At 33.8% G+C, this 19039-nt stretch carries 19 protein-coding genes, 1 tRNA gene and 1 riboswitch; of the genes, 16 read left to right on the plus strand and 4 right to left on the minus strand.

What is annotated here, in order from left to right:
• The first annotated feature begins 8 nt into the window (after window positions 1–8).
• The 15 genes from cysD (at window position 9) to ATE90_RS01675 (ending at window position 15572) form a co-directional block, all read left to right on the plus strand.
• Window positions 9–914, plus strand: coding sequence for a sulfate adenylyltransferase subunit CysD (gene cysD / locus ATE90_RS01605; RefSeq protein WP_036788009.1), 906 nt, complete (start codon window positions 9–11; stop codon window positions 912–914).
• A gap of 87 nt (window positions 915–1001) precedes the next feature.
• A complete protein-coding gene (locus ATE90_RS01610) occupies window positions 1002–2249 on the plus strand; it encodes a sulfate adenylyltransferase subunit 1 (RefSeq protein WP_036783137.1) in 1248 nt (415 codons plus the stop codon).
• Window positions 2250–2277: 28 nt separating this feature from the next.
• Window positions 2278–4380, plus strand: a complete 2103-nt coding sequence (locus ATE90_RS01615; RefSeq protein ID WP_101450649.1) for a HEPN domain-containing protein — start codon at window positions 2278–2280, stop codon at window positions 4378–4380.
• A 5-nt stretch (window positions 4381–4385) separates the two neighbouring features.
• Entirely contained in the window at window positions 4386–5156 is a 771-nt protein-coding gene (gene cobA, locus ATE90_RS01620) for a uroporphyrinogen-III C-methyltransferase (protein WP_036783143.1), read from the plus strand.
• A gap of 4 nt (window positions 5157–5160) precedes the next feature.
• On the plus strand, window positions 5161–5745 hold the full coding sequence (locus ATE90_RS01625; protein WP_036788012.1) for a precorrin-2 dehydrogenase/sirohydrochlorin ferrochelatase family protein: 585 nt from the start codon (window positions 5161–5163) through the stop codon (window positions 5743–5745).
• 1 nt (window position 5746) lies between these two features.
• Entirely contained in the window at window positions 5747–6802 is a 1056-nt protein-coding gene (locus tag ATE90_RS01630) for an NAD(P)/FAD-dependent oxidoreductase (protein WP_036783147.1), read from the plus strand.
• A gap of 57 nt (window positions 6803–6859) precedes the next feature.
• The gene (locus ATE90_RS01635) at window positions 6860–7189 is read left to right on the plus strand and encodes a 2Fe-2S iron-sulfur cluster-binding protein (protein WP_036783150.1); all 330 of its coding nucleotides are present in this window, start codon (window positions 6860–6862) and stop codon (window positions 7187–7189) included.
• Between the two features lie 9 nt (window positions 7190–7198).
• Window positions 7199–7954 (plus strand): serine O-acetyltransferase EpsC, encoded by a 756-nt coding sequence (epsC, locus tag ATE90_RS01640; protein ID WP_036783153.1) that lies wholly within the window; start codon window positions 7199–7201, stop codon window positions 7952–7954.
• A gap of 4 nt (window positions 7955–7958) precedes the next feature.
• The gene (gene cysM, locus ATE90_RS01645) at window positions 7959–8849 is read left to right on the plus strand and encodes a cysteine synthase CysM (protein WP_036783155.1); all 891 of its coding nucleotides are present in this window, start codon (window positions 7959–7961) and stop codon (window positions 8847–8849) included.
• Between the two features lie 78 nt (window positions 8850–8927).
• A riboswitch (SAM riboswitch) is annotated at window positions 8928–9033 on the plus strand.
• Window positions 9034–9082: 49 nt separating this feature from the next.
• Window positions 9083–10099 carry a homocysteine S-methyltransferase family protein gene (locus ATE90_RS01650; RefSeq protein ID WP_036783158.1) on the plus strand — a complete coding sequence of 339 codons (1017 nt, stop codon included), beginning with the start codon at window positions 9083–9085 and terminating at the stop codon, window positions 10097–10099.
• 10 nt (window positions 10100–10109) lie between these two features.
• Window positions 10110–12785, plus strand: a complete 2676-nt coding sequence (gene metH / locus ATE90_RS01655; RefSeq protein ID WP_101450651.1) for a methionine synthase — start codon at window positions 10110–10112, stop codon at window positions 12783–12785.
• 119 nt (window positions 12786–12904) lie between these two features.
• Entirely contained in the window at window positions 12905–13858 is a 954-nt protein-coding gene (gene metF / locus ATE90_RS01660) for a methylenetetrahydrofolate reductase [NAD(P)H] (protein ID WP_036783163.1), read from the plus strand.
• A 276-nt stretch (window positions 13859–14134) separates the two neighbouring features.
• On the plus strand, window positions 14135–14452 hold the full coding sequence (trxA, locus tag ATE90_RS01665) for a thioredoxin (RefSeq protein ID WP_036783166.1): 318 nt from the start codon (window positions 14135–14137) through the stop codon (window positions 14450–14452).
• Between the two features lie 69 nt (window positions 14453–14521).
• A complete protein-coding gene (locus tag ATE90_RS01670) occupies window positions 14522–15445 on the plus strand; it encodes a DUF58 domain-containing protein (protein WP_036783169.1) in 924 nt (307 codons plus the stop codon).
• 53 nt (window positions 15446–15498) lie between these two features.
• Window positions 15499–15572: transfer RNA gene (locus tag ATE90_RS01675), tRNA-Asp, on the plus strand.
• A 108-nt stretch (window positions 15573–15680) separates the two neighbouring features.
• On the opposite strand, the gene ATE90_RS01680 is transcribed toward ATE90_RS01675, so the two are convergent.
• The 4 genes from ATE90_RS01680 to ATE90_RS01695 are packed head-to-tail and all read right to left on the minus strand — an operon-like array spanning window position 15681 to window position 16942.
• Window positions 15681–15980, minus strand: coding sequence for a transposase (locus tag ATE90_RS01680; protein ID WP_036783172.1), 300 nt, complete (start codon window positions 15978–15980; stop codon window positions 15681–15683).
• Between the two features lie 59 nt (window positions 15981–16039).
• On the minus strand, window positions 16040–16339 hold the full coding sequence (locus ATE90_RS01685; RefSeq protein WP_036783175.1) for a hypothetical protein: 300 nt from the start codon (window positions 16337–16339) through the stop codon (window positions 16040–16042).
• Window positions 16340–16615 (minus strand): hypothetical protein, encoded by a 276-nt coding sequence (locus tag ATE90_RS01690; protein ID WP_036783178.1) that lies wholly within the window; start codon window positions 16613–16615, stop codon window positions 16340–16342.
• A gap of 3 nt (window positions 16616–16618) precedes the next feature.
• A complete protein-coding gene (locus tag ATE90_RS01695) occupies window positions 16619–16942 on the minus strand; it encodes a hypothetical protein (RefSeq protein WP_036783182.1) in 324 nt (107 codons plus the stop codon).
• 1187 nt (window positions 16943–18129) lie between these two features.
• Between ATE90_RS01695 and ATE90_RS01700 the strand changes: the two genes are divergently transcribed.
• On the plus strand, window positions 18130–18513 hold the full coding sequence (locus ATE90_RS01700; RefSeq protein ID WP_036783187.1) for an HU family DNA-binding protein: 384 nt from the start codon (window positions 18130–18132) through the stop codon (window positions 18511–18513).
• The last annotated feature ends 526 nt before the right edge of the window (window positions 18514–19039 follow it).

Raw genomic sequence — 19039 nt, forward strand, 5'->3', positions numbered from 1 at the left:
ACATGATTATGAATCAAAGAACAATACAAGTAGATGCTTTAGAGAGTGAGGCCATATATATATTTAGAGAAGTAGTTGCGCAGTTTGAAAAGCCTGTGTTGTTATTCTCGGGTGGAAAAGATAGTATAACGTTAGTTCGTTTGGCTCAAAAAGCCTTTTTTCCTGCAAAAATCCCTTTCCCCTTAATGCATATAGATACGGGACATAATTTTCCTGAAACGATTGAATTTAGAGATAAATTAGTTGAAGAGTTAGGTGTTGAATTGATTGTCAGAGATGTACAAGACAATATCGATAGTGGTCGTGTAAAAGAGGAGACGGGCAGGTATGCGAGTAGAAATATGTTACAGACGGAAACGTTATTAGATGCCATTGAAGAATTCAGTTTTGATGCATGTATTGGAGGAGCCAGAAGAGATGAAGAAAAAGCAAGAGCAAAAGAAAGAATTTTTTCTGTAAGAGATGATTTTGGTCAATGGGATGAAAAAAATCAACGTCCAGAAGTATTCGATATGTTAAACGGTAGAATTGATTTAGGACAAAATGTGCGTGTTTTTCCAATTTCAAATTGGACAGAATTAGACGTTTGGTCCTATATCAAAAATGAAAATATTGAAATTCCTTCTATTTATTTTGCACATAAAAGAAAAACATTTTTTAGAGATGGATTCATCTGGTCTGCAGATGATGCCGTGGTTTACAGAGATGAAGAAGAACAAGTTGTAGAAAGAATGGTTCGTTTTAGAACGGTCGGAGATATGAGTTGTACAGCAGCAGTTTTATCTGATGCAGTAGATATTGCAAAAGTAGTTGAAGAAATTAGAGACTCTTCTATTTCAGAAAGAGGAGCAAGGATTGATGATAAAAGATCTGAGGCTGCTATGGAGAAAAGAAAACAACAAGGATATTTTTAAAAATTGCAAAGAATGTTTTTGTAGTTATCCATAATTAGCAGTAAAAATTAGTCAGAAGTTGAGTAGCAAAAGCCAATAGCATAAAGAATGAAAGTATTAAAAATAGCAACAGCAGGGAGCGTAGATGATGGCAAGAGTACCTTAATTGGTCGTATTTTATACGATACAAAATCGTTGACATCGGATAAATTAGAAGCGATTGAAGAAAAAAGTAAGCAAAGGGGATTCGATTATTTAGATTTTTCTTTAGCGACTGATGGTTTAGTTGCAGAGCGGGAGCAAGGAATTACGATTGATGTAGCACATATTTATTTTTCTACACCCTCTAAAAGTTTCATTATTGCAGATACTCCAGGTCATATAGAATACACAAGAAACATGGTCACAGGTGCATCAACAGCGCAAGCTTCCATAGTTTTAATTGATGCTAGAAATGGGGTTGTAGAACAAACGTATCGTCACTTTTTTATCAATAATTTATTACGAATTAAAGATGTTGTAATCGCGATAAATAAAATGGATTTAGTTGATTTCTCTGAGGAAAAATACAATGTCATTAAAGGAGAAATTGAATATTTAGCAAGTAAAAGTGCTTATAAGAGTCAAAATTTAACCTTTATTCCTTTATCTGCTTTGCAAGGTGATAATGTGGTTTCTCCATCAGAAAATATGCCTTGGTATAAAGGGGTAACCTTAATGCATCATTTAGAGCGTTTAGATTCTGATGATATTAGTGATGCGTCACAAGTTCGTTTTCCAGTGCAAACAGTAATTAGACCAAAAACGTCAGCATATCACGATTTTAGAGGGTATGCAGGTAAAATTTATGGTGGAGATTTAGCAGTTGGAGATGAAGTTGCAGTATTACCGTCTCAAACAACATCTAAAATTAAAAGCATTAATTTCTTCGATAAAGAATATGTGCTTGCAAAAAAAGGAAGTTCTGTGACCATTACTTTAGAAGATAATGTGAATGTGAGTAGAGGTGATATGTTGGTAAAAGTAAGCGAAGAGCCAATAATTTCGAAACAAGTAGAGGCAACAATCTGTTGGATGGACAATGTGCCTTTAGAGGCGTCACAAAAATATTATATAAAACACGGTGTAAATGACGCGCAAGCAAAAGTTACACAGTTAAAGAGTATCATTAAAACAGATTTTTCTGGTATTGAAGTAAATCCCACTAAATTAACTTTAAATCAAATTGGTGATGTGTGCTTAAAATTAAGTAAGTCATTGTTATTTGATGTGTATGCAGATAATAAATCTAATGGATCTTTTATTTTAATTAACCCGAAAACAAACAATACAGTGGGTGTAGGTTTTATAAAATAATTCTACTTAATTCAAATAAAATTATAAAATGCAAAGTTTTAGAACCGAAATAGAAAATCCAGTTGTAGAAAAAGATATTATTGAATTAGCAGATAAAATTGCAGCATTCAATAATCTACAAATAGACGAAGAAAAATTTAGAAGCCTACGTTTAGCAAGAGGTGTTTATGGGCAGCGCCAGTCAGGCGTACAGATGATTCGAATTAAATTACCTTATGGTAAAGTAATGAGCAATCAATTACGCAGAATTTCTGAAGTTTCAGATGAATATTCAAGAGGAAAATTACACATTACCACACGTCAAGATATTCAAATTCATTATGTAGATTTAAAAAGAACACCAGAATTATGGGCAGAATTAGAACGCGATGACGTTACTTTAAGAGAAGCTTGTGGAAATGTTGTAAGAAATGTAACGGCATCAGAAACTGCTGGTATCGATATAAATGAGCCTTTTGATGTTTCTCCTTATGCAGATGCGTTATTTAAATTTTTTTTACGAAACCCAATTTGTCAAGAAATGGGACGTAAATTTAAAGTCTCTTTTTCCGCGACCGATGAAGATACAGGCTTGTCTTATTTAAATGATTTAGGATATATTGCTAAAATTCGGAACGGTGTTAGCGGTTTTAAAGTGATGGTTGCGGGAGGATTGGGTTCTCAGCCAAGACATGCAGAAGTATTATATGATTTCTTGCCAGCAGATAAAATTATTCCAGTAATGGAAGGCGTTTTAAGAGTTTTTGATCGTTTTGGTGAACGTAAAAGTAGGGCGAAAGCAAGAATGAAATTCTTATTAAAAGAGATCGGTTTAGAAGCTTTTAGAAATTTAATTGAAGAAGAGCAAAAAGCAATTGAATTTAAAACGGTTGCTATTGATGCAGCATCTTATGTGCCCTCAGAACCGGTTATCGTAAAAGCACCAAAAGTTGAAATAAAAGAAGTAGCAGCCTTTGATTTGTGGAAATCCACAAACTTAATTCCTCAAAAACAAAAAGGGTTTGTCGCAATCGGAATTAAAGTTTTATTAGGCGATTTTTATACAGATAAAGCGCGATTATTAGCAGATTTAGTAGAAACATACGCTGCTGGAGAAATTCGTTTAACATTGCGTCAGAATATCGTAATTCCTTTTGTAAAAGAAGATATTGTGCCATTTTTTTATACTGAATTAGATAAGTTAGGCTTTGTAGAGCCAGGTTATAATAAGGCAGTAGATATCACAGCATGTCCAGGAACTGATACCTGTAATTTAGGAATTGCAAGTAGTACAGGGATAGCAGCAGAGTTGGAAAGAGTGATTGCTGCAGAATATCCTCAGTATCTAGAAAACTCAGATTTAGTTATTAAAATCAGTGGTTGTATGAATGCTTGCGGCCAACACAATATGGCAAATATTGGTTTTCAGGGAATGACGGTAAGAACACCAGAAAAATTAGTAGCACCGGCATTACAAGTTTTATTAGGTGGTGGTAATTTAGGAAATGGAAATGGTGCATTTGCAGATAAAGTTGTAAAAGTACCCAGTAAAAGAGGTCCTGAAGCTTTACGGAGAGTTTTAAATGATTTTGAAGCAAATGCTAATGGAAAACCGTTTGTTGCATACTACAAAGAAAAAGGAGAAAAGTATTTTTATAATTTCTTAAATGATTTGCAAGACGTTTCTAATTTAACGCAAGTAGATTTCATTGATTGGGGAGAAGAAGGTAAGTATGTAAAAGAAATAGGAATTGGCGAGTGTGCGGGCGTTGTGATCGATTTAATTGCAACTTTATTTTTAGAAAGCGAAGAGAAAATTGAGAATGCAAGAGAAGCTTTTGAAAACGAGGTGTATTCAGGAGCCATATATTATGCCTATCAATCTTTGGTAAATACATCTAAAGCGATGCTTTTAGCAGAAAATAAAAAGACCAATACACACGCAAGTATCATTGCTCAATTTGATGAGTTTTTTGTTGCTTCAGGCAAAATTGAGTTAAACACAACTTTTAGTGAGTTAATTTATCAGATTAATAAAAACACACCTAACAAAGAGTTTTGTTCACAATATATCAACGATTCTGAAAATTTATTGCAAAAAGCGCAAAGATTTAGAGCGCTATCTAATACTTTTGTTAAAAGTGTAATCTAAAAATCATGAAATTCAAAACTCCAAAATTAACAGTGGTTGGTGCGGGTCCTGGCGATATAGATTTAATTACTGTAAAAGCGATTAAAGTTTTAAAAACAGCAGATGTTGTTTTGTATGATGCTCTGGTAAATGAAGAATTGTTAGGCTTTGTAAATCCAAAAGCAGAATTAATTTTTGTTGGAAAACGCAGGGGTTGTTATATTTATCAGCAAGAACAAATTAATGAATTGATTGTAGCGAGAGCAAAAACACACGGACATGTAGTTCGTTTAAAAGGAGGAGATCCTTTTGTTTTTGGCAGAGGTGCAGAAGAGATGGAATATGCAGCAAGTTTTGGTCTAGAAACGGCGGTTGTTCCTGGTATTTCATCTTCTTTAGCAGTCGCAGCATTTCAAAATATACCTTTAACCAAACGTGGAAGTTCAGAAAGTTTTTGGGTAATTACAGGAACAACAAAAGAACATAAAATATCTTCAGATATAGAGTTGGCAGCAAAGTCTAATGCAACAGTTGTTGTTTTAATGGGGATGCGTAAATTACCTCAAATAGTGAAGTTATTTCAAGCCGAAGGGAAACGTAATTTGCCAGTTGCTATCATTCAAAATGGAACAAGAGTTAACGAAAAAGTTGGAATTGGTACAGTTGATACCATTGAAAAAATTGTTATTGAAAATGAATTAAGAAACCCTGCAATTATAGTTTTGGGAGACGTTGTAAAACATCGCCAAGCAATTTTAGAGGTTCAACTGCAATATGAAAATGGGCCAAAAAGATAATTTTATGGAAAGAAATAATTTATATCCTATTTTTTTAAAAACCAAAAATCTAAATGTTTTAATAGTTGGAGGAGGTTTTGTTGCTGAAGAAAAATTAACTTTCTTGTTAAAATCAAGTCCAGATGCTAAAGTTTTAATGGTTTCACCTTTGTTTAGAGAAGGAACTATTGAATTGGCAAAAAAAGGGTGTGTTACTTTAGTAGAAGATGTCTACAAGAAAAAACATTTACAAGGAAGACATATTGTGGTTGCAACTACAGATATTCCAGAAGTAAATGTACAAGTTTGGAAAGATTGTAGAGCAGAAGCAAAATTGGTAAATGTTGCTGATAATCCGCCGTATTGCGATTTTTATATGGGTGGGATTGTAACCAAAGGAAATGTGAAAATTGCCATTTCTACCAACGGAAAATCGCCAACAACAGCCAAAAGATTGCGTCAATTTTTTGAAGATGTACTTCCAGAAAACATCGATGATTTGGTTAAGAATTTAAACGAATTTAGAAAGACAATAAAAGGAGATTTCGAAGAAAAGGTGGAAACATTAAACGAATTCACCAAAGGATTAATTGAAAAAAAAGAGTCTTAAAATGATTACTACAGATATACTTATTATTGGAGCAGGACCAACAGGGTTATTTACAGTTTTTGAAGCTGGTTTATTAAAGTTAAAGTGTCATTTGATTGATGCATTAGCGCAACCTGGTGGACAATGTTCAGAGATTTATCCCAAGAAACCAATTTATGATATTCCTGCATATCCAGAAATTTTAGCAGGCGATTTAACACATAAATTAATAGAGCAAAGTAAACAATTTGAACCTGGATTTACCTTGGGAGAAAGAGCAGAAACAATCGATAAACAGGATGATAATACTTTTATAGTAACTACGAATAAAGGAACAAAACACCATGCTAAGATAGTGGCAATTGCAGGGGGTTTAGGTTCTTTTGAACCAAGAAAACCATTAATTCCTAATCTTGCAGATTTTGAAGATAAAGGTGTTGAGTACATTATTAAAGAACCAGAATTGTATCGCAATAAAAAAGTAGTCATTTCTGGTGGCGGAGATTCTGCATTAGATTGGGCTATTTTCTTATCAAATATAGCTTCAGAGGTAACCTTAATTCATAGAAGAAATGAATTTAGAGGTGCTTTAGATTCTGTAGAAAAAGTGCAGGAATTAAAAAATTTAGGTAAAATTAGACTGATTACACCTGCAGAGGTGAAAGGAATTTTAGGAACCGATAAAGTAACTGGTGTCGCTGTTGAGCAAAAAGGCGAAGATGCGTTTATTGTGGATACAGATCATTTTATTCCTTTATTTGGATTGTCACCAAAATTAGGTCCAATTGGTAATTGGGGATTAGAAATTGAAAAGAATGCCATCAAAGTAAATAATGCTTTGGATTATCAAACTAACATTCCAGGGGTCTATGCTATTGGCGATGTAAATACCTATCCAGGAAAATTGAAATTAATTTTATGTGGTTTTCACGAGGCGACTTTAATGTGTCAAAGCGCATATAAAAGAATTTTTCCTGATAAAAAATATGTAATGAAATATACAACAGTGGGCGGTGTAGATGGCTTTGATGGAACAAGAAAAGAAGCGCCAAAAGCAGTCGTAAAAGCGATACAATAGTAAGTTTTTTGTCAGGTTTACGTAACTTTGCAGCCAATATTAATCAAAGAAAATTAGATGCAAGACATCAATATTAAAATAACAGATAGAAAAGGCGTAACTCATGATGTGGTAGCACCTACAGATATGGCTATGAACCTAATGGAGGTTGTTCGGTCTTATGAGTTAGCAGAAGAAGGAACGATTGGAGTTTGTGGTGGTATGGCAATGTGTGCTTCTTGTCAATGTTATATAAAATCTGATCATACATTACCAGAAATGTCAGATGATGAAGATGCGATGCTAGCGGAAGCTTTCTATGTTGAAGACAATAGTAGATTAGGATGTCAAATACAAATGATCCCAGCTATGGATGGTTTGGAAGTAGAGTTAGCGCCAGAAACTTAAGGGCTAAAAATGAAAGAAATAGAAGAAAAAGTTTTGTTTATAAACTACCGTTTGTGTCTAAGAGATGCTGTCGGTGATTTTACGAAACAATTGATTAATAACTTGTTTGATGTGAATCATTTGTCGGAAAGTGGTGAGCGAACTAGACGCAGTTTTTTAAATATTTTAGAGAGATTATCTATTGAAAATGGAGAAGATTTGTGGGGTAATTTTGAAAATTATTTTGTCACAATTAGACAAAATCTAGATTTAGACGCTGCTGCTGCTGAAAAAAACGATCCTGCTGCAAAAAGTTTAGAGGAAGTTTATTTAGCGTATCCCGGTTTTTATGCAATTGCTGTGCATCGTTTAAGTCATCAATTATTAAAACTAAAAGTCCCTATTTTACCAAGAATGATGAGCGAGTTTGCACACAGCACAACGGGTACAGATATTCATCCAGGAGCAGAAATTGGAGACTCATTTTTTATAGATCATGCAACCGGAATTGTTATTGGAGAAACGACCATAATCAAAGATAATGTGCAAATTTTTCAAGGAGTTACTTTGGGAGGAATTCAGGTAGATAAACGTTTAGCAGCTACAAAAAGGCACCCAACGATAGAAAGTGGTGTTATTATTTATGCAAATGCAACCATTTTAGGAGGTCATGTTTTAATTGGAGAGAATGCTGTAATTGGCGCTAATGTTTGTATCACAGAATCAATTTCTAAAAATTCAGTGGTAACAGTAGAATCAAAAAATAAAATTTTTCAAAGAAATTAGTCAGATGAAAACAAAAAGTATTATTGATTTTATAGGGAATACACCTTTGGTCGAAGCACAAAATATTTTTAAAAAAGAAGGCGTTACGTTATTACTAAAATTAGAAGGTAATAATCCTGGAGGAAGCGTAAAAGATAGGGCCGCTTATAATATGATTTCTGAAGCATTAAGAAGAAATAATATTAAAAAAGGAGATACTTTAGTCGAAGCAACTAGTGGAAATACCGGAATTGCATTGGCTTTGATGGCTAAGGTTTTAGGTGTAAATATGGTGCTAGTTTTACCAGAGAATTCAACCGTAGAAAGAATTAAAACAATGCGTGCTTATGGTGCAAGAGTAATTTTAACACCAAAAGCATTAGGTATGGAAGGCTCTAGAGATTATGCCTTAAAACTGAAATATAAAAAAGGATATTATAGATTAAATCAGTTTGATAATACAGACAATTTTAAAGCACACTATAAAACTACTGGACCAGAAATTTGGCGAGATACAGCAGGAGAAGTAACGCATTTTATTGCCGCCATGGGAACTACAGGAACGATTATGGGAGTTTCAGATTTTTTAAAAGAGCAGCATAAAGAGATTAGAATAATTGGTGCACAGCCAAAAGAAGGTGCAAAAATACCTGGAATTAGAAAATGGCCTCAAGAATATTTGCCAGCGATTTTTAACGCTTCCAAAATAGATGAGGTTATAGAAGTTAGTGAAGAAGAATCAAAAGCGATGACACAAAGATTAGCTTCCGAAGAAGGCATTTTTGCAGGAATGAGTAGCGGAGGTTCTGTAGCAACAGCCATAAAAGTGGCAGAGAGATTAGAAAAAGGTGTTGTTGTCGCTATTGTTTGCGATCGAGGAGATCGATATTTATCTTCAACATTATTCGAAAAATAATAGATTATTAAACTCAATAATTTTACAAATAAAAAAATAATGTGTTTATTTGTAGCTTAGTTCATAAACTTATTGATTACGTTATCACGAAAGGCAGAGGGATTAGACCCGATGAAGCCTTGGCAACCTCTCATTTTTTGAGAAAGGTGCTACATTCTACAAGTTTTTACTTGACAGATAACAGCGAAAAAAACACCTTTCCTGATGACATATATTGATAAAAATATCAAAGAATGTCAAAAATTACAGAAGAAATAAAAAATAGAATCCTTGTGCTAGATGGCGCGATGGGAACGATGCTTCAAGCCTATAAATTTACAGAAGAAGATTTTAGAGGAGATCGTTTTAGAGAATACCCAACGCCATTGCAGGGTAATAATGATTTGTTATCTATTACGCAGCCAGAGGCTATTAAGACAATTCATGCGAAGTATTTTGAAGCTGGAGCCGATATTATAGAAACCAATACTTTTTCTGGAACTACAATCGCCATGGCCGACTACCAAATGGAAGATTTGGTGTATGAACTAAATTATCAATCTGCAAAAATTGCCAAAGAAGTCGCAGAAGAATTTTCAGCAAGAGAGCCCCATAAACCTCGTTTTGTAGCAGGTTCTATAGGTCCTACAAATAGAACGGCTAGCATGTCTCCAGATGTCAATGATCCGGGTTATAGGGCTGTAACTTTTAATGATTTACGTATTGCATATAAACAACAAGTAGAGGCTCTAATTGATGGTGGCGTTGATTTATTATTAGTAGAAACTGTATTTGATACTTTAAATGCAAAAGCAGCTTTATTTGCAATTGAAGAAGTGAAAGAAGAACGCGATATAGAGATTCCTATTATGTTAAGTGGCACCATTACAGATGCTTCTGGAAGAACATTATCTGGACAAACTGCGGAAGCATTTTTAATTTCTGTTTCTCATATTCCGTTATTATCTATTGGATTTAACTGTGCTTTAGGAGCCAATTTATTGCAACCACATTTAGAAGCAATTGCATCAAAAACCGATTTTGCAATCTCTGCACATCCAAATGCAGGTTTGCCAAATGCATTTGGTGAATACGATGAAACTCCTGAAGAAATGGGAGCACAAATTGAAGAATATTTAAAAAAGGATTTAATAAATATTATTGGTGGATGCTGTGGCACAGGTCCAGAACATATCCGTGTTATTGCAAATTTAGCTGCAAAATACAAACCGAGAATTCACGCAAGAATTGTTTTAGAATCTCGCCAGTAAGAAAAAGAAAATGAAGATAAAGCAAACAAAATACATGAGATTGTCTGGTTTAGAACCTTTGGTTTTAAATGAGAACAGCAATTTTATAAATGTAGGAGAAAGAACGAATGTAGCTGGTTCTCGCAAGTTTTTACGATTAATTAAAGAAGAAAAATTTGATGAAGCATTAAATATTGCTCGTCATCAGGTAGATGGAGGTGCACAAATTATAGACATTAATTTTGATGATGGATTGATCGATGGAAAAGAAGCCATGATTCGTTTTTTGAATTTGATTGCTGCGGAACCAGATATTTGCAGAGTTCCAATTATGATTGATAGTTCTAAATGGGAAATTATAAATGCCGGTTTACAAGTAGTTCAGGGTAAATGTATTGTAAACTCTATCTCCTTAAAAGAAGGTGAAGAAAAATTTATTTGGGAAGCAAAACAAATAAAGCGGTACGGAGCAGCAGTTATCGTAATGGCTTTTGATGAGGTAGGCCAAGCAGATAACTATGCCAGAAGAATAGAAATTGCACAACGTTCTTATGAGGTGTTAGTTCATAAAGTTGGCTTTCCGTCAGAAGATATTATTTTCGATTTAAACATATTTCCGGTAGCTACGGGTATGGATGAACATCGCAGAAATGCCCTCGATTTTATTGAGGCAACAAGATGGGTTCGGCAAAATCTTGAAAATGTTTCTGTAAGCGGAGGAGTTAGTAATGTTTCTTTTTCGTTTCGCGGAAATAATGGAGTTCGCGAAGCCATGCACTCCGTATTTTTATTTCATGCGATTCAAGCTGGTATGAATATCGGAATTGTAAATCCGGCACTTTTAGAAATTTACGATGATATACCTAAGGATTTATTAGAACATGTTGAAGATGTTATCTTAGACAGAAGAGAAGATGCTACTGAACGATTATTAGATTTTGCTGAAACCGTAAAAGGGTCGAAAGTTGAAAAAGGATTGGATTTGTCTTGGAGAGAAAATTCGTTACAAGAAAGAATCACACACGCTTTAGTGAAAGGAATAGATGCCTTTATAATTGACGATGTAGAAGTTGCAAGGCAACTAGCTGATAAGCCAATTGAAGTGATAGAAGGGCATTTAATGATTGGTATGAATGTGGTGGGAGATTTATTTGGCGCAGGAAAAATGTTTTTACCGCAAGTAGTGAAATCGGCTCGTGTAATGAAAAAAGCCGTAACTTATTTAAACCCTTTTATTGAAGCCGAAAAAGGAGAAAAGCAACAAGCTTTGGGTAAAGTTTTAATGGCTACAGTAAAAGGCGACGTGCACGATATTGGAAAAAATATTGTGAGTGTCGTTTTAGGATGTAATAATTATGAAATTGTAGATTTAGGGGTTATGGTTCCTCCAGAAAAAATCATTGAAGCTGCAAAAAAAGAGAACGTAGATATTATTGGGCTAAGCGGATTGATCACCCCTTCTTTGGATGAAATGGTTTATTTAGCGAAGGAAATGGAGCGTCAAGAGTTTAAAGTGCCTTTATTGATTGGTGGCGCTACTACCTCGAAAGCGCATACTGCGGTAAAAATTGATCCTCAATATAAAAATGCGGTGGTTCATGTCAATGACGCTTCTAGGGCAGTCACAGTGGTAGGTGATTTATTAAACAAAAAGTCGTCGAATGCGTATGTGGCTAAATTGAAGAAAGATTATGACGAATTTCGAAACAAGTTTTTAAAACGAGGAAAAGAAAAAGCATACATTTCTATTGAACAAGCCCGTAAGAAAAAGTATAAGATTGATTGGAATTCTTCAGAAATTATAAAACCAAAAGAAGTAGGAATTCAGACTTTAGAACAGTTAAGTTTAAAAGAATTACTGCCGTTTATCGATTGGAGTCCTTTTTTTAGAAGTTGGGATTTGCATGGTAAATTTCCAGAAATTTTAACAGATAAGGTTGTAGGAGTGCAAGCTTCTATCATGTATGAAGAAGCGCAGGTGATGATAAAAGAAATCATTGCCAAACAACTTTTAAAGCCAAAAGCAATTTTTGGATTATTCGAGGCAAATTCAATTCATGAAGATGATATTTCTGTGCAAAAAAAAGGAGAGGAAATTGCTGTTTTTAGAACCTTACGTCAGCAATTAAAAAAACGAGAAGGAGTTCCGAATATTGCATTAGCCGATTTTATTGCGCCAAAAGAAAGTCAGAAAACAGATTATATAGGAGTTTTTTGTGTTGCCATTTTTGGTGCACAAGAATTAGCAGATAAGTATAGGGCAAAAGAAGATGATTACAATGGTATCATGGCGCAGGCAATTGCAGACAGATTTGCGGAGGCTTTTGCAGAATATTTACACAAACAAATTAGAACAAAACATTGGGGGTATGCTTTTGGTGAAACATTAACCAATGACGAATTAATTAAAGAAAGTTATAAAGGAATTCGACCTGCACCGGGGTATCCTGCATGTCCAGATCATTTAGAAAAAGAAACTATTTGGCGTTTATTAGATGTTGAGAACCAAATAGGAGTTCAGCTGACTGAAAGTATGGCTATGTGGCCAGCTGCGGCTGTATCAGGTTATTATTTTGCAAATAAAGAAGCAAAATATTTTGGTTTAGGAAAAATTACAGATGACCAAGTTACAGACTATTCAGTTAGAAAAGGGATTACAAAAGAGAAAGCAAGAAAGTGGTTACATCCAACTTTAGCGGAAGAGTAAGCAGGCGTTAGTGATGGCAACGGCATCCTTTTTCTGCTGACTGAAAGCAGCACAAAAAGATATAGTAAAAAGCACGACCTGAAAGGAAACGCAAAAAAACTGAAATAAATTCAGCATACATGAAAATTACAGAACACATTAAAAAAGCGAACGGAAAAACATTATTTTCATTTGAAATTATTCCGCCAAAAAAAGGAAAAAGTATTCAGGAATTATACGATAATATAGAGCCCTTAATGGAATTTAAACCGCCTTTTATAGATGTTACAACATCAAGAGAAGAATATGTTTATGTAGAAAAAGGAGGCTTGTTAGACCGGAAAGTAACAAGAATGAGGCCCGGAACTGTGGGGATTTGCGCAGCAATAAAGCATAAATACGATGTAGATACTGTGCCGCATGTATTGTGTGGAGGTTTTACCAAGGAAGAAACAGAATACTTACTGGTAGATTGTCATTATTTAGGAATCCAAAATGTGATGGCTTTAAGAGGAGATGCGATGAGTCATCAAAAGTATTTTGAAGCTTCAAAAGGCGGTCATAAATATGCTAAAGAATTGGTTACACAAATTCAGAATTTAAATTCGGGCAACTATTTACACGAAGTTATTGAAGTTTCTAACAAAGCCGATTTTTGCATTGGAGTGGCGGGTTATCCTGAAAAACATTTAGAGTCACCCTCTTTACAAACAGATCTAAAGCGTCTAAAAGAAAAAGTAGATGCCGGTGCAGATTATGTGGTTACACAAATGTTTTTTGATAATAAGAAGTATTTTGAGTTTGTAGCGGCTGCAAAAAATGCAGGCATAGATATACCTATTATTCCAGGAATTAAACCTATTGCAGTGCAACGTCATTTGCAATTATTACCGCAGGTTTTTAGAATTGATTTGCCAGAAGCGTTAATTGCTGCCGTAGAAAGTTGCAAAACAAGTAAAGATGTACGTAATGTTGGAATTGAATGGGCAATTCAACAATCTAGAGAGTTATTAGCAGCAGGAGTGCCTGTTTTACATTACTACTCAATGGGTAAAAGCGATAATATTCAAACGATAGCCTCAGCCTTATTTTAAGTTAAAAATAGTGTCAATTTTTAAAATTAACATTCTGTAAGGACGGTGTAGTTTTAAATTTTTAATTTAAATTTTATTCTAAAATTGGGAGTTAAATTAAGAATTTCTTAAATTTAGAAGCGCTACAATCGGTTTTTCTAGTGAATTCTGTATTGGTAAGCATAAGCAGTATTGATGCAGAGATAAGAAAAAGTAATTTTTTTGAAAAGTACAACCTAAATAAAATGATTACTTTTGTAGTGTAAAAAAGAAATAACAATTTAAAATAGATATAAAATGGCTTTAGAAATTACAGATGCAAACTTTGAAGAAGTAGTATTAAAATCAGATAAACCCGTATTAGTAGATTTTTGGGCAGCTTGGTGTGGACCTTGTAGAATGGTAGGGCCAATTGTAGATGAAATTCATACAGAATATGATGGTAAAGCGGTTGTTGGTAAGGTAGATGTTGATGCGAATCAGGAATTTGCAGCCAAATACGGAGTACGTAATATACCAACTGTTTTAATCTTTAAAAACGGAGAAGTTGTTGACAAGCAGGTAGGAGTTGCGCCTAAAAATGTATATACAGGAAAAATTGATGCTGCTATATAAGGAGTATTCATATTTTAAATAAGATAAAGGTTTGGCTAACGTCAAACCTTTTTTTATTTTCGTTACTCCATGAGAAACCTTTCAGAAGTAAATTCATCAGAAATAAAAAATTTAGACCTACTTGCAAAACAAGTGGTAGAAGGGTTTATAACAGGTATCCATAAAAGTCCATTCCATGGTTTTTCGGTTGAGTTTTCTGAGCATAAGCTATATAATAACGGAGAAAGTACACGTCATATAGATTGGAAATTATTTGCAAAAACAGAAAAATTATATACTAAAAAATATGAAGAAGAAACCAATTTACGGTGTCATATTATTATAGATAATTCTGCTTCAATGCATTATCCTAGTGTAAAAAATCAAAATTTAGACAGTTTAAATAAAGTTGGTTTCTCTGCAGTTGCAGCCGCATCTTTGATGGAAATCTTAAAAAGGCAGCGAGATGCAGTTGGGTTAAGTATATATTCAGATTCGTATGAATATTATGCGCCAGAAAAAGGAAGTGAGCGCCACAGAAAAATGTTACTGCATCAATTGGAGCAATTGTTGTCTTCTAATTCAAAAGCAACCACAGAAACCTATCAATATTTGCATGAGATTGCAGAAAAGATGCACAGGCGTTCTTTAATTTTTCTTTTTACAGACATGTTTCAAACTTCAAAAGATGATGAGGCATTGTTTGAAGCTTTAAGGCACTTGAAATATAATAAGCATGAAGTTGTTTTGTTTCATACGTATGACGGAAAAACGGAATTAAACTTCAATTTTGACAATTCTCCCAAAAAATTTGTGGATGTTGAGACAGGAGAAGAAATAAATATTTACATCGAAAATGTGCAAGAAAAGTATAGAAATTCTGTAGAAAATTACTTTAAAGAATTGAAAAATAAATGCTTACAATACAAAATAGATTACGTTCCTGTAGATATACATTTAGGCTTTAATCAGGTGCTCACAAATTATTTAATAAAAAGAAAAATTTTCTTATAATTTTCTTTGGAAGATTAAAAAACAGATGTATATTTGCACCCGCTATAAGCAACGGTTTGGTAGTTCAGTTGGTTAGAATGCCTGCCTGTCACGCAGGAGGTCGCGGGTTCGAGTCCCGTCCAGACCGCAAAAAGCATCTCATTTGAGATGCTTTTTTCGTTTTACAAATATTTTAAATACTAGGTAAGGGTTCAAGGATCAAGCGCAATGGATCCATACAAAAAGTTGTGGAATTTTAGGATTCAGCAAAAATAGTAGTGCGTCTAAAAAGAAAGAATTCTATGTTTCTGACTCCTCTACATTGCGTTCTAAATGTCTTTATTTTTGCATTGACAAATTTTGCTGAAGCATTTGTATTTCTGTTATCCAAATAGTTTAGAATATTTTGATAATGGATTGCTCTTCTTATAGCCACGATTTTAAAGCTTTTAAAAGCAGCTTGTCTTACTTTTTCGTCCCATTTAGCCGGTCTTATAAGTGCGGAAGTTTTGTGTTTGGTTTTTAGGCTATTTATGGCAAGCTTTGAGATGAGCAAAAACTCTTAAATTCAGCACTAATTTCCCTTTTTTTTAGATACAGTGTTGCCAGTAGTTTCTATTCACCTTGTGTTACAATACATAAACTATCTTCTCTAGCTTCAACGGAATGTGTAATTTCAATTGGTATTTCCACTTCGTCATATTGTTCAAGTTCAATAATTCGATGCTCTTCCTTATAAATGACAGCACCTTTTAGAACAGTCAATTTCGATTTAAGATGCGCTTTGTGTTCTTTTAAAATCATGCCTTTTTTAAAACCTATTATAAGCGTTTTAAATCCTAAACCTTGATGTAGTGATTTTGCAACAGGATTGTTAGAGGTCTTTAATTTTAGTTTTATATCTTTTATGGTCATTTAGTTTGTTTTTTTTACTGAACAATTTGGACAATCGGTGATCACTCCTTCTTTTAATTTTACGCCATCTATATTTTTTTTCATAAAATCTTGAATCATCATATAACTGTCTCTATGATTATTAACATCAATCTGCTTATCCTCAAATAAGTCTCTTATTTTTCCGTTATATTGTTGCTGGCCCCAGCAAACAGCGCAAGTTCCTTCTGGTGAGGCTTCTTGAGGCTTGTCATTATTTATCTGAAAATATTGAACTATATTATCTATAATATCCATAATTTAATTTTTTTGGTGTGTGTTTAACTTTTTGACCAATTTAGAAGCTGTATTGTCTGCATAAATGCCATATGCGTTTACAATTATACCTTTCAACTGGTCGTTGGTTGCTGAAATTGCATACACAACCATTTCATCTCCTGGATCGCTATCTCCGTCAAATCTGTAAAAATCATCAATCTTAAAATTATCTGGCGACAATTCTGTTTTAGTTTCGTGGCATATTATACATTCTTTTTCAGTCATTAATGAAAAGTCTGTGGTGTAGCCAAGTTTTTTCAATGCTGTCATCGCTTCTGTAACTGTATCGTAACTTTTTCTATGCATTATCCTATTTTTTTAATTATTGGCAACTGGTTATATGGTTCATAAACCTCCCATTTATCGGTTGCGATTTCCAGATAAAAGCAAGTACTACAGTTTATAAAAATTTGAATAGTTGCAATTAATTACGAATCAAAAATATAGGTTATTACAGCTGTAAAATATGATTTATATCATATGGAATCTCCAAGAATGGAGAATTTAAGCCTGAAATATTTTTTTGTTTTTCTTTCTATCATTTTTTTGAGTTTTCTATAATACATATCAAAAAGAAAAGTAAATTTCAAATACTTTCTTACTGCTTTCACGACACACCGCACTCTTGAAAGATAGTTTGCTTCTGAATTCTTATCTTGTAGTAAACCGCAATTTAAAATGTGGATTTCCTTGGAATATCTATAACTAAGCATATACTTATAGCTATTGTTAAAGATGCTTTTTTATGAAGCACTTTAGAATTTTCTATACTAAAGCACAAAGTTTAATGAAGAAAAAGGTTTTTTTGAGCGCAGTTCTTTGTGGTAAATCGTTGTTTGCTGACCGAAAAATTCAGTGTTTTCAGCACGCCACTAACTATGCTGTAATGTGCTGGGCTTCATGCGTCAAAAAGTTATTTAATAAACTACTTCTTAAAAATAAAACGTATTCATTTTGTTATTAACTTCAAGGGTTTTGTGAATAAGTATAACTTTTATACTCCAACAATTAATTTTAACTTTATATTGTAATAAAGAGTTGTTTTTTTATGTTTTTATAAAAAATTATAACTGTTCTATTCATAAGCATTACTTATAAAAAAAGATAATGGAATAGGTGTTTATTATATTTACGAAAACAAAAAAATCTTAAAGATGTGCTTTAAGACTTTTTGTAAACGGTAACACTTTAAGAAGTGCGTAGTTTCATATTGAGACCATAAAATTACAATACTTCTTAAAACTTACCAAAAAAATTAACACAATTTTTAAAGCAGTCCACAATACTGCATTTGGTAAAGACATGACGTAACTTTTTTAATGTAAACTCCTAAAAGCAAAGATGTTGCTTTTGGTTTAACGGCACAAAATTCGTGTGTGGTTGGGCAATTTATGCAGAGTTTTTAAAGCGTATCCAAAGAGGAAGACTACGTGCAGTTGCCTCTAAAAAGAAAGGCTGCACAAAAATAATTTAAATTTTAAAATTGATATAACATGGCAATTAGCTATAAAATAATAGAAAGAGTAAATCCACAAGACGTTACTGCACCAAAAAAACATTATGCAGCAGTAGCAGCTAACGGAAGTGTAGACTTTGAATCTTTAGCAGAAATTATTTCTGAACAATGTACGGTAACCGACACCGATTGTTTGGCGGTACTTAATGTGTTGGAAAAAAACATTGTAAGAGAACTAAGAGAAGGACGTATTGTTCGTTTGGGTAAATTGGGTAATTTTCAAGTAGGTTTAAGTTCAGAAGGCTTTGATACAGCAGCAGAAGTAACAGCAGATGCTGTTAAAAAATCACGAATTCTGTTCAGACCTGCAAAGAAAATGAAAGCGTTGTTACAAAACTTATCCTTTCAGAAAGCGAGTTAATCTTTAACATCATTGCGCGGACGCAAGAGGGAGGGATCTACTGAAAATTTAGAGGAACCCTTTAACAGATTGCTACGTTCCGCACAATGATGGTAAAGTAGGCACAAGGCCTTAAGAACCTCAATAACCACGTGTTATTGAGGTTTTTTTATGCGCTTTTGTCTCTTTTTTTATAAAATAACGTCCGCATGTAACTTTTATCGCGTACGGATGCTATGTAAACTGCATGCAGATGGCGTAAAAGTTACGTCTGAGTGCCATAAGTTACCCCTGTTATTCGCGAGTGAGATTGTGCTGAGGGGAGGCTAAGTAATGCAATCTTATTGCTTGAGACGCCAGGTAAACAGAGTATTATGGCCTACAAACCTTGTAATGACCTTTTATCTTGCTGTTTTTTAGGTAATTATTATTGGGGTTTTTTACGGCCCTTTTTTAGGGTAAAAAGTTACCTACGCTGTTGTGTAAGGAAAGTAGCGGATTTTACACACTAACTTTTCGGATTATAGCTGACCTCTAATTTATTCAT

Source organism: Polaribacter sp. Hel1_33_96 (assembly GCF_002846595.1).
Lineage (GTDB): Bacteria > Bacteroidota > Bacteroidia > Flavobacteriales > Flavobacteriaceae > Polaribacter.